The organism is Parachlamydia acanthamoebae, assembly GCF_000875975.1.
GTDB lineage: Bacteria > Chlamydiota > Chlamydiia > Chlamydiales > Parachlamydiaceae > Parachlamydia > Parachlamydia acanthamoebae.
The window spans coordinates 273144-285037 of sequence record NZ_BAWW01000003.1 but is presented as its reverse complement, the minus strand read 5'-3'; the positions used below and the strand labels follow the sequence as shown (position 1 = coordinate 285037).

Here is an 11894-nt window from a genome sequence, read left to right as displayed (position 1 = left end):
CGCCGCCAAGTCTTTTTTTATTCCATCCTTTGATGGACTATCTTTCAAACCCTAATAACTCTCGTTGTTAGGGTTTTTTTGTTTTACCGATTTTTATCTCTGAATTTATTTGAAATTAAGGGATGTCCTTCCTTACAGTATCTAGGACAACAACCAATAAAATCTCATTTTTGAGATTTGACTTCCAGCTGATTCCAGATTCATTAAATCAAATTTTTATAATGTCTAAGAAATTTGTCTGTAAAAAGCCGCTTTCAACTTATTTAAGGAGAGTATTTGCTTTTTATAGGAATAACGGATAGAATTTTTTTCCTTAAATCGTTCATTATAGGAGATTTATGGAGATTAATGATTTATCCCCCTTCGCACCCGCTCATCTTTTAGCTTTTCCCCACGAAATCACATTGAAAATTCTTCAATATTTGAATCCGAAAGAACTAATAATGGTTTCTTTAGTCTGTAAACTTTTAAAGTGTCTATCTTCTGATGATACCCAATGGAAAAAGTTATGTAGACAGGATCATTACTATAAAAAATTCGATTTACCAGTATCATGTTTGAGTTGGAAAGAAAGTTATGTCTTCAAATCTGTTTGTAAAAAACATCTTCACGATGTCTTAAAGAGTAGAACTCATCCAAATATTCATACGCTTTCGTTGGATTCGCCCATCAGAAGAGTATTTCTTAACAAGAATGAATTTTTCTGTAGCCTAAGCTTAAATAATTTTCAGCAAATAGATCTTTCTGGAAAGATTTTACGTACAATACCATCACCATTACATTTGAAATATTTTGATCAAGCTATTGTGGCAAACAAATGTTTTCTGACAGTTTGTCAAATCGGAAAAGATGCAGACGAAGCAGAAATTAGAAGTGTTTGTAATCTGGATCTTGAAACAGGTCAATTGCGACAAACTTATTCCCTGCAGTCATATGTGAATGTCTCCCATTCTATCCCTTCTATGACGACCCTTGCAGCCGATGAATCTAGCGTAGCCCTTCTTTTAGGATCTCCAGATCTAACGCATTCAGAGATATGTATATGGGATATTAGACAAGCTGCAGCTCCTCGCTTCCATTTCAAGCTTCCTTCTCAAGTTTCTCAGTTTCAGATTGAGGACAACCATTTAGCTGTAGCTTATAAAATGCACACAGACGAGACTTGTAGTGTTTGGGATTTACGTAAAGCCATCGATGTCCCTTTTGAAAAGCTTTCTCAAAATAATTTGTTGGCAGAATTGTGCTATGAAGAAGGTGGTTTTTCCATTTTCCCAAAGTGCATGGCTATGGATCAGGGAAACCTCGTTGTGAGTTATAAAAATGGGGAAATATTTGAATGGGATATCTTAAAAGGCTCTATTATCGATAAACCTGCTCGAGTGTTTCCATTAACAGGTTCTAGAGGTCTTAAAATAGATGGTTCTATCATTGTCTGCCACTACCGATCAGGACTGCTTCGTTTTATAGATCGCCATTCTTTTGATATTATAGGCTTTATTACCATTGAAGAAGGAAAAGATAAAGCGTTTGATTTCCTGAATGGAGTACTCGTGCATCAAAATGAAGCGAACGTTTTAAAAGTTTATGATTTTCGTTCTAGTAATATTCTAAACATATAATTGAAGGTTATCACAATGGAACATCTAACTTTATCTGCTGTCAATGGTTGCGTATTTCACGAAAGTGTGCCTTCATACATTTCAGAATTCCCTCAAGAGTTACTTTTAGAAATATTTAAACACTTGGGAGCGATGCAGCTAATAGATCTTAGGCTTGTATGTTCAGCATTCAAAAAAATAGCTGAAGATAATGTGTGTTGGAGAGGAATTGTGCTTTCTCAAACGGTTGAAGCACAACTTTCGTCTTGGAAAAAAATATATTATAGTCGTGCCTTCAAAGACCTCATACACATCCCCGCTTCTCAGTCGCTTCCTTTCTGTCGCACATTGACGATGAACCATGTGGTTCAAAAAATTAAACTGCAAGCAGATATTTTCTTTAGTATGAGCTCTGAAGATATTTGTTGTTCTACCTCCCAGGGAAAACTTGTGCGAGCAATTCAACCTTCTTCCTTTCAGCGTTTTTGTGGGTTAGAGATTTTGAGAGAAGGCTTAGCTACAGGAGTTAAAAGCAAATATCTTGATGAAATACAGGTTCGAGATAGAGATTCGATGAAGGTTATACATGCGTATACTTCTGAAATAGAATGTTTAAAGGGGATTGAAGGAGATGGGACTACTTTCATAGCATTTGGATTAAGCGAAGGAGATTCTTACATGGAAATGCGGGATATACGACAAGATAAACTAGTCAGAAAGCTATTTATGGAAAATATTCTCTGTCGAGAGCTCCACTTTAAAGGCAATTTTATCGTTGTATCTAATGAAATAGAACAAGGTGCGGAATGTCCTGTATGGGATTTAAGAAGCCTTTCTAAACCCTGTGCAGAATTATATCATGAGGAAATTTTCGAGGATGAAAGATTGATTCCGGATGCATTATACATGAAGTCTTTTACCATGGATCGTCAGCAACTTATTGCAAGTTACGAAAACGGGGAATTGGTTAAATGGAATTTGGTAAATTTTGAAAAAGAAATGATTGTAAATGTTTTAAAAACAGGAGAGGATAGTTTAGAGATGAGTATGGGATCTTTGCAATTGAGCGGTTATACACTAGCTTATCATGCCTCTTCATCAGGGACTGTACGTTTTTTTGATAGTGATACCCTTGAGCCTATTCAAGCCTTTTCTGTCAATGATCGGGAAAACTTTTCGCTCGATTTTCGGGAACAAACTTTAGCCGTAGCAAATGATGATCAGATTAAGATTTGGGATTTCCATGCGAAAGATGTAAACGGATAAAAGCGCTACCAAAATGAAGCTTTTAAGAATCTCGACCATTAATAAAGAATTTTTGGATAGATTTTAGTCGCAATGCTAATCAGAATGCTGAGAGCTAAAATTCCCACGCCAAAATCCACAAACAGACCAAAGGTGGTGGCTTCTCCAGTCACCATAAAACTGCGGAGAGCATCGACTTGATAAGTCAAGGGGTTCAAAATAGAGACAACCTGCAACCAACCGGGCATCATTTCAAGGGGATATAGAGCATTACTTGCAAAAAAAAGGGGCATGGTCATTACTTGTCCAATTCCCATAAAACGCTCTCTTTTTTTCACGATCGCGGCAATAATCAGCGAGAATGTTGAAAAAATGGCTCCTCCTAACATGACTGTGGCTAAGACTCCCAGAATGGGCAAAAATTCCCACCGTATATGGACTCCTAAAAACATGGAGATTAGATAAATGATGAATATCTGTGAAAGGCCTCTTAAACCAGCTGCAATTGCACGTCCAATGACTAAAATAGATCTTGGGGTTGGTGAGACTAAAATTTTATGCAAAATACCCATATCGCGTTCCCAAATTAAGGCAATTCCGTAAAAAATGGCGATAAATAGAATACTTTGGGCTAGGATTCCTGGAGCGATGAAATCTAGGTAAGAAAGTGTTCCTGTAGGAATTGCTCTGGCTTTTGCCATGGCCTGTCCGAAAATTAAAAGCCAAATAGCGGGTTGGATCATCCGTGTTAAAAGTTCATAAGGATCATGGTGGAGTTTGCGTATATCAGCTTCTACAATTGCCAGAACTTGTTCAATTCGTTGTCCGATGATTTTAAAGATGGGATATGGTGTTTCGAATTTGTTTGACATGGCCATAATCTCCTGTTTCTTTGATGGAACTTCCTGTATGTAAGATAAAAACATCATCCAAAGTAGCTTTTGGACCAAGAGTTGCTTTCAAATGAAGGGGGGCATCCATCGCGACAATATGCCCCATGTGCATAAAAGCCACAATATCGCATAGGTTATCGGCTTCATCCATGTCATGGGTTGTCATCAAAATGGTCGTTCCAAATGTTTGCCGCCATTCCTGAATGTGTTTCCATAAGGTTTTGCGGGCAGCTGGATCTAATCCAACCGTTGGTTCATCAAGAAATAAAACCTGGGGTTCGTGAACAAGCGCTTGGGCAATTTCCAAACGTCTAATCATCCCGCCTGAATATTGATTGACCAATTGATTAGCAAAATCTGAAAGCCCCATAAATTCTAATAATTCAGCAATACGTTTTTCTCTTTGCTTTTTAGAGAGGCCATATAATTTGGCGGAGAGAACTAAATTTTCGTATCCCGTCAATTCTCCATCGGCAGAAAGAAGTTGAGGCACATATCCGATTAGTTGGCGGATTTGTGCTGGTTGAGTGTTGAGATCGTAACCTCCGATAAAAGCTGTTCCAGAGGTTACTGGTAAAAGAGTGGTGAGCATTTTTATGGTTGTGCTTTTTCCTGCACCATTAGGACCTAGCAACCCAAAAGTACTTCCGGGCTCAATTGCAAATGAGATTTTATCAACTGCAAGCCGCGTATTATAAATATGGCTCAATTCAATCACTTCAACTGCCGGTTCGGACATAGGATTTTCCTGGATAAATTAAAATATACATAGCATGTCCCTATCCTCTATGCAAGAATAGAGAGAAGTTCTTCATTAAAATATAATTAAAAATAGAAGTTGCTGCAAAAAGATTTTGTGGTAGTATTGCTGAAAAAAATATTTGAGGGTTTAGATGCGTATACTTTTCAGAATCTTTTTATTTGTCAGCTGCATTTCCATGCATACTTCATATGCCATTTCACCAGACAAAGCCGTCGATGTTCAAAGTAATTTGAGAATTCTGAAATTGCTGCCCCATCTTTTTTATCCTTTAGCAGTAGAACCAAAAATTCCGGATGACTTTATAGCGATGAGCCCGAAAGGCAAATTGAATGGCTATGATTGGACATACTGGGGCCCTAAAGAAGTTTTAGAGGAATATTTTAAAGATCCGGCTTCATTAAAGGTCCCGATTTTAAGAGTTAAGCTCAGTGAAAACACAGTACAGACCGGTCCTGAGACGTTCAGTGAAAATGCGGAGATTAATAACTTAAAAAAGAAATATCCTCAAAGATTCAAAGATTTTAAACATCGTTGGGGGATGTATCCTGTCTGGGCTTTTCAGACTGATGCTTATGACAAAATGATTTGTATGGCATGGATCGGTTTAAATGCTCATGAGGGGGAAGGTGGATGGACCCTATTGGTGAATCTTGTTTATCCCGAAGGGCCTGGACATCCTGATCAAAATGATCTTAAGCTTTGGGATACCTTTATTACCCAAACGAAGCAGCTTTCCGAGCCAGAATATTTTATTGCCTATGGTCAAAACTTGCAACCGGGTTACACCATTATGGATGATGTGGGAGTAAAATTGACTGTCACAGCTGAAAAGCGCGAAAGAGATGGAAAAGTCCAAGTCGTCGTCATTCCGTCAAGCTCAGATGTCAAATTCCAATATGCCAAAATGGAAGAGGTATTGCTGGGCTCCAAGTGGAACCATGCGGCACCTTTATTAAAAGTTTATGGAAGTGTTTCGCAAGATAATCCTGAATTTGGAAAAGTTGTTTTAGACCAGGTGATCTCTGTCTTGCTAGAAACTGTTCCTGAATTTTCTGTGGATAAAGATAGAACAACGGACAGAAAGGACTTATTGATCTATCAAAGCCAGAGCTAAAAAAATGTGCACTTCTTTTTGGAGAAGTGCACAAAATCTTTACGAATTAAAAAGATCAGAAAATTCTTCTACAACATGTAGAGGAGGTCTCTGTAGAAGACCTTTTTGATGAAGTTCAGCAACTTGTTCTCTTGTGGGATTGGGAATTGTGCCCATTTCGATAAGGCGTGAAATGAGATTTTCCTGCACTGTTACATCAGGATATTGTAGCAGATAGGTTGTTCGTTCTTCTTCCGACATATTCTCGGTGATTTTTTCTACACATTTTTTTAATGGTGCTAGTGATTTTTCTGGTGCCCAGGAAGCAAAGAAAATGCTCGAGTGCCGTGCTTGGTAGGTATATTTTCCCCCAGGATTTTGAACTCTGTGTAGTGTTGCTTTAATCAGTCCTGCAGTCAAACGTTCAAGCTGTAAACCTGTGTTAAGTATAAGTGAACCTTCTGGGGCAGTTACAGATAACCATCGTTCATCCTTCGTGAATAATTGCAATCCAGGAACTTTTGTTGGCGGAAGTAAAGTCAAGGCATTTAAATCTTCGTGCGCATTTGCCCAAACACTATCTGGATGATCTTCGGATTTAGGAGCTGGATAATAAGCCAAGCGAAGTAAATTATAGGCCGTATCGATAGTTTCAGAAACATTCTCGGTAGGTTCTTCTAAGTATTCGGCGACGTATCGCATCACTTTTATCGCGAGGTTTGTCAATTCTGTATGGTATCTTTCCATGACTTGACCAAATTCTGGAGGTGTTTGAGGCCATTTCTTAAAATGAGGAGGAACAAAAAATGTTTCTTTGCGATCCGCGTGAGTTGCTCCGGCAGCCGTTTCTCGACCTTGTTCAGAAAATCCTTTGGAGTTGTCTGAATTCCAATCTTTCATTTTCTCTTCGAGAGGGAGGGCAAAATATGTTTTCATGCTTTTAGTGACATCTTTGATGATTGCGCTTAATGAAGGTGCCTTGATCGCAATAAATCCGATGTCTTTAAGCCCATCTCCAAATTGTTTAATTAATTCCTTGCGAATTTCGGTAGGTGCATTTTCAATATCATCTAAATCGAATAAAGGAATGTGGGCGTCTTCTTCAATGGCTAGGCTTCCTGGCAAAATACTTGCTGCAGGATAAATGGATGGATTTTGATTAGCTTGCGAGATGGAATCTTGAACGGGGCTTGGTGGTGGAGTACTTGGAGGATTACGTTGAATAAAAGGAGGCGAATCAGAGCCGAATGTAGTTATTTGCATCTTTTTTCCTTGGTTAAAAAATCATGTGATCGATTTTTTATAGAAAAAAATTGGATTATTAACAAGATTGCAAATATGATTTTTTAAGGAATAGGGTCGTGACCGCCCAGACAGCGAGGGTTGCAGCGGCAAATGCGGGAAAGGGCAAGGGAAACGCCTTTAGAAAATCCGTATTTTTGAATCGCCTCCACCGCATACTGAGAGCAAGTTGGAGTAAACCGGCAGATAGGCCCTAGCATGGGTGAGACAAAAAGTTGGTAAAGCCGGATTAAAAATAAGGTGATCTTTTTCATATGAGTCTAAAGACGTCTCTTAATAAAGTAAGGACAACCTCAAGAATGATTAACCAAATAATGGTCCACTCAAGTCGGCTTGAATGTTGATGATTTAGCTCGCTTCCCAACATTTCAAACAATTCACGTACGACATCCAAGCGGTGATTTAGAACCTCTGTTCGGTCTTTGATGTCGAGTTCGTTGACAATCATCAAATAAAGTTTTTCGAATTCAGGGTATTCCCAAAAAAAGTCGGGGGAAGCTAGAGCGTGAATGTGTAAAGTAATTGAATTACGCTCAATAAAAAGTTCGCCCATCTTCTTCCGAATCTGACTACGTGAAAGCGGGATACGTCCTCGTTTCGCCAGTTCTTCCGGAAGGTACTTCGTTTGATTGTAAGTTTTTAAAAGGCTGCTTTCAAAAGCGCCTAACTTAACAGACTGCGAAAGGCCTTGAGATGCGGCGAGTTTCGTTAGTGCAGAGGTGTCAGGGAGCGTTAATTCATCTTCTACAAATTTAGCAACAGGGCCATAAGAAAATGTAAAGGCATCGCTCTCAATTTCATCGAGCGGTTGTTGTTCAAAAGCTTTTAGGTGCTCAATTAATTTAAATCCTTGCTCTAGAGACAAATTCCAGCAAACAACTGTACCATATGAAAAGTAAAAAATGTCGCTTAGGCCATTTTCAAGGGGCATTTCAACGTGCACGACATCTCTATACCAATTGCATGGAAAACGGGTTCGGAGGGTCTCGAACAAAGATTTAATATTATAAGAAGCAGCTGTGCAAAATGTGCAGCAGTCCATTGGAGAAACTCATGTTGAAAGCTTAAGTTCAAGCTTACGATATCTGAGAATTAAAAACACTATTTATTGGGAATCTAAGAAATGCGAAAGGGGGGACTTGAACCCCCACGAGATTACTCTCACTACCACCTCAAGGTAGCGCGTATACCAATTCCGCCACTTCCGCAGAGCATTATTGAAGAGTCAAACTCTATCATATAGGTGAATATCTATGCAACAAAAAATCACGCGTGAAACGATAGATGAAATAAATCGTGTACTTTTTTGTGAAGGAGGAGGGGGGCAATGTGATGGCTGATGTCTGGTAAAATCCGGCAAAAAGCGAGAAAAAGGAGTGAATGGAGCTCTTCTGGACTTAAAGCAAAAGCATGGGAAGGACTGTGATCAAAACAATAGCTTTCTCCTCCGTAGGCATAGCAGGTATTTCCCAAAAGCGTTTGACAAGTTGTACATACCTCAGAGAGACCAAAAATTCCTTCATGGCGCAATGTTTTGAGAAGAAAACTTGTGGCTAAGTTTTGAGCATTTGGACTGGAGGGAATTTCGTGCAGATAGCGGATAAGAAGATCATAGAGGTAAGGACCGGATTTATGTGGATACTGAGAAAGGGTTAAAGCATTTAAAATATGAAAAGCAGCTTCAAAAGATTCAATTTTTTCACGAATTTTGAGGAAAGAAGAAAGAGGAGAAATTTCTTCGCAAGGATAAAGCTCTCCTTTTCCTGGTCTTAGGACAAACTCGGCATGAGTCAAGGGAGAGATTAAAAAATGAGAGATTTTTTTTTGTTTTTTGACAAACAAAGAAATCAATCCATTTTCTTTTGAGAAAACATTTAGAATATGATTCCCTTCCCCATAAGGAAGCATTTTTAAAATTAAGCCTTCAACCTTGAACTCATTCATGCGTGTACAAATTTAAGCAGTTCGTCACAAAATTTTTCTTTTTCTTCAAAAAATAATCCATGTCCACTTTTTTCAAAATGCACGAATTGTGAATTTTTAATTGCATGGTGCAGTTGTTCCCCAAAAGTAAAAGGACAAATTAAATCATTTTTTGCATGGAAAATAGCTGTCGGAATGGAAATATATTTTAAAATAGGGCGTAGATCAATATCTCGCATTTGGTTAAGACTCATTAACATCGCTTGCATGGATGCTTGTTGTCCTAATTGATGAAGCCACTTACTGAATTGCTGGGTTTGAGGATTTTTTTGGGAAAAAAACTGATTCAAAAAATGACGTAACAAAAGAGGGTGGTTGGTTTGGCAAGCTTGGTCAAAACGATCGAGAGAAGAGATTTCAAAACCATAAGGATAGTCAGATTTTTTGACATAGCAAGGAGCTGTAGGAGCGATTAAAACCAATTTCTTTATGCATTCAGTCGCATATCGATGGACATAGTGCAGCGCGACAGCCCCTCCCATGGAAAAACCGACTAAAGAGACGTTTTTAAGGTCTAAGTAGGCAAGAATTTTAGAGAGGTCGCGAGCAAAAAGATCGTAGGAATATAAAGCATCTGGCTTGTCAGATTTCCCATATCCACGTAAATCCACCCCAATGAAACGGCAGCCTGGGAGAAAAGGGATGAGATGGGTAAAAAGCTGATGGTCAAATGGCCACCCATGTAAAAAAACCACAGGTTTTCCAGAGCCTTGGTCTTCCACAAAGAGTCGTATTTTAGGGGCAACTTCAATATGTGGCATGTTTATTGTATCACTAATAGACAAAGAGATTTTGAGCGCGCAACACCTTGAAAATAATCATTTTTTGAGATATAATAATAACAAAGAAGATCATATAATAGCTCGATTTAGTTATTGATTTGATTTTTTAAGATTTTGTCTCCACAAAAGGGGGAATTATGTCCGAATCAGCTAATCCTCAAGCTGCGACTCCTGTAGCTTCTACTAGCTCATCTACCTCCACATCCTCAACGACTTCAACAACTGCCACAGGGACTACTGGAAATTATACTTCCACCACCAGCATTAATTCTTTGGCTGATCTTAAAAAGAAAGCGCCAAAAGTTTACAATGCGATGATGCAAGGGATCGCAATGAACATTTGTAATGAGATGAAAGCGCACCAAGATCGTCTGAAAAAAATGATGAGAGACGCACAGAGCGCTAGCGGATAATTCCTATCTTCGATACAAGAAAAGAGGAGGTAAGTCTATGCTAGCTGCCCATCTTTTCTTGGGTTTTCATGTTGATTTTCAGTTTTCTGAAAGTCTATCAGAGATTAATCCCGAAATTCTTCGCATTTTTATCCAAAAAGAAGGCGATTATTTAACTGAAGTTTACCATCGAAAGAAAAAATATCTGGGAAAATCGATCGAAGGTGTGACGGATTTAACGCAATTAGAGCTTTTAGAAGAACATATTTATAGTCTTCTTAAAAAAATAAATCCCCATTATCCTTGCCGGGAATTTCCTCTTTATTTATTTCCAATCACTCGTTAGCTCTTATTTTGCAAAATCCTTTCATTCTATTCAAAAAATGAATGAAATATTCTTTCATTTAAGTTATTATTATTGGCATCAAAAATGTGAAGAATAGGCACTCATGAAGTTTGATGAAATTGAAGACGGCGCAAGTTTTATTATTCAAGAAATGGAAGCAGGCATCCGCTTAGATAAAGTCCTTGCAGACCGCTATAAAAGTAATGGGTCTAGAACCTATTTTCAAATGTTAATAGAAAAGGGGCTTGTCCTCTTAAATGGCGAACCAGTAAAAAAGCGCTTTAAGCCTAATGTGGGCGATGATGTCGAGTTATTTTTTGCAGCAGCGCCTGAAATAGATTTAATTCCAGAGCAGATTCCCTTAAATATTTTATATGAAGATGAGCATCTGCTCATTATCAATAAACCCGTTGGGATGGTTGTGCATCCCGCTCCAGGTAATTGGACAGGGACTTTTGTGAATGCTTTGCTTTACCATTGTGGCTATTCTTTGTCGGATGCTTCAGTAGATTCTATACGTCCTGGAATTGTTCATCGATTAGATAAAGAAACCTCAGGAGTACTTGTCGCAGCAAAAACTCTCTCCGTCCAACAAAAGTTAATGGAATTATTTGCCGCGCGGCAGGTTTATAAAGAATATTGGGCGATTTGTTTAGGAAATCCAGGAAATTGCGAGCTCAATTGGCCAATCGGTCGACACCCCGTTCATCGAAAACAAATGACTGTGCGTGAAGATGGGAAAGAGGCACTAACGTTTTGTGAAACTTTAGAAGTTGGGAATGAAATTTGTCTGGCTAAATTGATTCTTTCTACAGGAAGAACTCACCAAATTCGCGTGCATTTAAAACATAAAGGGCATCCCATTTTGGGGGATTCAATTTATGGTAGTAAGCAAGTGAATATGCGCTATCGGGCCGAACGACAGATGCTTCATGCGCGAAAACTCGCGTTCATTCATCCGATTACTCAGCAGAAAATTGAGGTCGAAGCCCCTCTACCAGCGGATATGGAAGAATGTTTGAGAAAAAAAGCGATGCTGGAAAGGACTGAAAAATGCGGTTAGTCGTTCAGCGAGTTAGGCAGGCATCTGTCAGTGTTAGCCAAGCGACTATTGGACAAATTGGAGCGGGGTGCTTAGTTTTAATTGGAATTCATCGTCAAGATCGCCCAGAGCAAACAACACGCTTGAGTCGGAAGTTGGCTGATTTGCGTATTTTTGAAGATGCAGATGGCAAAATGAACCATTCTCTCTTGGAAACAAGAAAAGAGCTTCTACTTGTCAGTCAGTTTACATTGTATGGAAACTGTATGAATGGAAGACGTCCTGATTTTTTTGAAGCGGCTCCAGCTTCACATGCGTTACCTATTTATGAAAAATTTTCGAAAGAAATTAAAGAAATATTAGGCACAATTCAAGAAGGAAAGTTTGGAGCGCAAATGGAAGTTTCACTAATTAATGATGGTCCTGTAACTTTAATTCTTGAAGGATAGTAAATT

14 protein-coding genes and 1 tRNA gene are annotated in these 11894 nt (G+C 38.7%); 7 read left to right on the top strand and 8 right to left on the bottom strand.

Going from position 1 to position 11894, the window contains the following annotated elements:
• Nucleotides 1–338 precede the first annotated feature (338 nt).
• Together AOM43_RS02375 and AOM43_RS02370 are read left to right on the top strand one after the other, a co-directional pair.
• The gene (locus tag AOM43_RS02375) at nt 339–1619 is read left to right on the top strand and encodes an F-box protein (RefSeq protein ID WP_059358863.1); all 1281 of its coding nucleotides are present in this window, start codon (nt 339–341) and stop codon (nt 1617–1619) included.
• Nucleotides 1620–1634: 15 nt separating this feature from the next.
• Nucleotides 1635–2864, top strand: a complete 1230-nt coding sequence (locus tag AOM43_RS02370) for an F-box/WD repeat-containing protein (RefSeq protein WP_013924527.1) — start codon at nt 1635–1637, stop codon at nt 2862–2864.
• 38 nt (nt 2865–2902) lie between these two features.
• Here AOM43_RS02370 and AOM43_RS02365 read toward each other — a convergent pair whose 3' ends face one another.
• Together AOM43_RS02365 and AOM43_RS02360 are read right to left on the bottom strand one after the other, a co-directional pair.
• Entirely contained in the window at nt 2903–3715 is an 813-nt protein-coding gene (locus AOM43_RS02365; protein WP_013924528.1) for an ABC transporter permease, read from the bottom strand.
• Complete coding sequence (locus AOM43_RS02360; protein WP_006342345.1) at nt 3678–4475, bottom strand: ABC transporter ATP-binding protein; 798 nt, start codon at nt 4473–4475, stop codon at nt 3678–3680. The genes AOM43_RS02365 and AOM43_RS02360 overlap by 38 nt, the downstream gene beginning before the upstream one ends.
• A gap of 154 nt (nt 4476–4629) precedes the next feature.
• On the opposite strand from AOM43_RS02360, the gene AOM43_RS02355 reads away from it, so the two are divergent.
• Nucleotides 4630–5613: a hypothetical protein gene (locus tag AOM43_RS02355; RefSeq protein ID WP_013924529.1), complete on the top strand. Its 984-nt coding sequence runs from the start codon at nt 4630–4632 to the stop codon at nt 5611–5613.
• A 39-nt stretch (nt 5614–5652) separates the two neighbouring features.
• Here the strand turns inward: AOM43_RS02355 and AOM43_RS02350 are convergent, their stop codons facing one another.
• The 6 genes from AOM43_RS02350 to AOM43_RS02325 form a co-directional block, all read right to left on the bottom strand.
• The gene (locus tag AOM43_RS02350; RefSeq protein WP_013924530.1) at nt 5653–6855 is read right to left on the bottom strand and encodes an isopenicillin N synthase family dioxygenase; all 1203 of its coding nucleotides are present in this window, start codon (nt 6853–6855) and stop codon (nt 5653–5655) included.
• 83 nt (nt 6856–6938) lie between these two features.
• On the bottom strand, nt 6939–7148 hold the full coding sequence (gene yidD, locus AOM43_RS02345) for a membrane protein insertion efficiency factor YidD (RefSeq protein ID WP_006342342.1): 210 nt from the start codon (nt 7146–7148) through the stop codon (nt 6939–6941).
• A complete protein-coding gene (locus AOM43_RS02340; RefSeq protein WP_013924532.1) occupies nt 7145–7936 on the bottom strand; it encodes an RMD1 family protein in 792 nt (263 codons plus the stop codon). The genes yidD and AOM43_RS02340 overlap by 4 nt, the downstream gene beginning before the upstream one ends.
• Before the next feature lie 82 nt (nt 7937–8018).
• A tRNA-Leu gene (locus AOM43_RS02335) sits at nt 8019–8102 on the bottom strand.
• Nucleotides 8103–8160: 58 nt separating this feature from the next.
• Nucleotides 8161–8838 (bottom strand): DNA repair protein RecO, encoded by a 678-nt coding sequence (gene recO / locus AOM43_RS02330; protein ID WP_006342340.1) that lies wholly within the window; start codon nt 8836–8838, stop codon nt 8161–8163.
• On the bottom strand, nt 8835–9638 hold the full coding sequence (locus tag AOM43_RS02325) for an alpha/beta fold hydrolase (protein ID WP_059358860.1): 804 nt from the start codon (nt 9636–9638) through the stop codon (nt 8835–8837). The genes recO and AOM43_RS02325 overlap by 4 nt, the downstream gene beginning before the upstream one ends.
• Nucleotides 9639–9796: 158 nt before the next feature.
• On the opposite strand from AOM43_RS02325, the gene AOM43_RS02320 reads away from it, so the two are divergent.
• The 4 genes from AOM43_RS02320 (at nt 9797) to dtd (ending at nt 11888) form a co-directional block, all read left to right on the top strand.
• Nucleotides 9797–10072, top strand: a complete 276-nt coding sequence (locus tag AOM43_RS02320; protein ID WP_006342338.1) for a hypothetical protein — start codon at nt 9797–9799, stop codon at nt 10070–10072.
• A gap of 37 nt (nt 10073–10109) precedes the next feature.
• Nucleotides 10110–10397, top strand: coding sequence for a hypothetical protein (locus tag AOM43_RS02315; RefSeq protein ID WP_006342337.1), 288 nt, complete (start codon nt 10110–10112; stop codon nt 10395–10397).
• Nucleotides 10398–10500: 103 nt separating this feature from the next.
• The gene (locus AOM43_RS02310) at nt 10501–11460 is read left to right on the top strand and encodes an RluA family pseudouridine synthase (RefSeq protein ID WP_059358858.1); all 960 of its coding nucleotides are present in this window, start codon (nt 10501–10503) and stop codon (nt 11458–11460) included.
• Entirely contained in the window at nt 11451–11888 is a 438-nt protein-coding gene (gene dtd, locus AOM43_RS02305; protein WP_006342335.1) for a D-aminoacyl-tRNA deacylase, read from the top strand. Before AOM43_RS02310 ends, dtd begins: the two co-directional genes overlap by 10 nt.
• Nucleotides 11889–11894: the final 6 nt, after the last annotated feature.

Excerpts from the sequence above, each read along its gene's own strand:
- AOM43_RS02375 (WP_059358863.1), top strand. The coding sequence starts at position 339 with ATGGAGATTAATGATTTATCCCCCTTCGCACCCGCTCATCTTTTAGCT.
- AOM43_RS02370 (WP_013924527.1), top strand. The coding sequence starts at position 1,635 with ATGGAACATCTAACTTTATCTGCTGTCAATGGTTGCGTATTTCACGAA.
- AOM43_RS02365 (WP_013924528.1), bottom strand. The coding sequence starts at position 3,715 with ATGTCAAACAAATTCGAAACACCATATCCCATCTTTAAAATCATCGGA.
- AOM43_RS02360 (WP_006342345.1), bottom strand. The coding sequence starts at position 4,475 with ATGTCCGAACCGGCAGTTGAAGTGATTGAATTGAGCCATATTTATAAT.
- AOM43_RS02355 (WP_013924529.1), top strand. The coding sequence starts at position 4,630 with ATGCGTATACTTTTCAGAATCTTTTTATTTGTCAGCTGCATTTCCATG.
- AOM43_RS02350 (WP_013924530.1), bottom strand. The coding sequence starts at position 6,855 with ATGCAAATAACTACATTCGGCTCTGATTCGCCTCCTTTTATTCAACGT.
- yidD (WP_006342342.1), bottom strand. The coding sequence starts at position 7,148 with ATGAAAAAGATCACCTTATTTTTAATCCGGCTTTACCAACTTTTTGTC.
- AOM43_RS02340 (WP_013924532.1), bottom strand. The coding sequence starts at position 7,936 with ATGGACTGCTGCACATTTTGCACAGCTGCTTCTTATAATATTAAATCT.
- recO (WP_006342340.1), bottom strand. The coding sequence starts at position 8,838 with ATGAATGAGTTCAAGGTTGAAGGCTTAATTTTAAAAATGCTTCCTTAT.
- AOM43_RS02325 (WP_059358860.1), bottom strand. The coding sequence starts at position 9,638 with ATGCCACATATTGAAGTTGCCCCTAAAATACGACTCTTTGTGGAAGAC.
- AOM43_RS02320 (WP_006342338.1), top strand. The coding sequence starts at position 9,797 with ATGTCCGAATCAGCTAATCCTCAAGCTGCGACTCCTGTAGCTTCTACT.
- AOM43_RS02315 (WP_006342337.1), top strand. The coding sequence starts at position 10,110 with ATGCTAGCTGCCCATCTTTTCTTGGGTTTTCATGTTGATTTTCAGTTT.
- AOM43_RS02310 (WP_059358858.1), top strand. The coding sequence starts at position 10,501 with ATGAAGTTTGATGAAATTGAAGACGGCGCAAGTTTTATTATTCAAGAA.
- dtd (WP_006342335.1), top strand. The coding sequence starts at position 11,451 with ATGCGGTTAGTCGTTCAGCGAGTTAGGCAGGCATCTGTCAGTGTTAGC.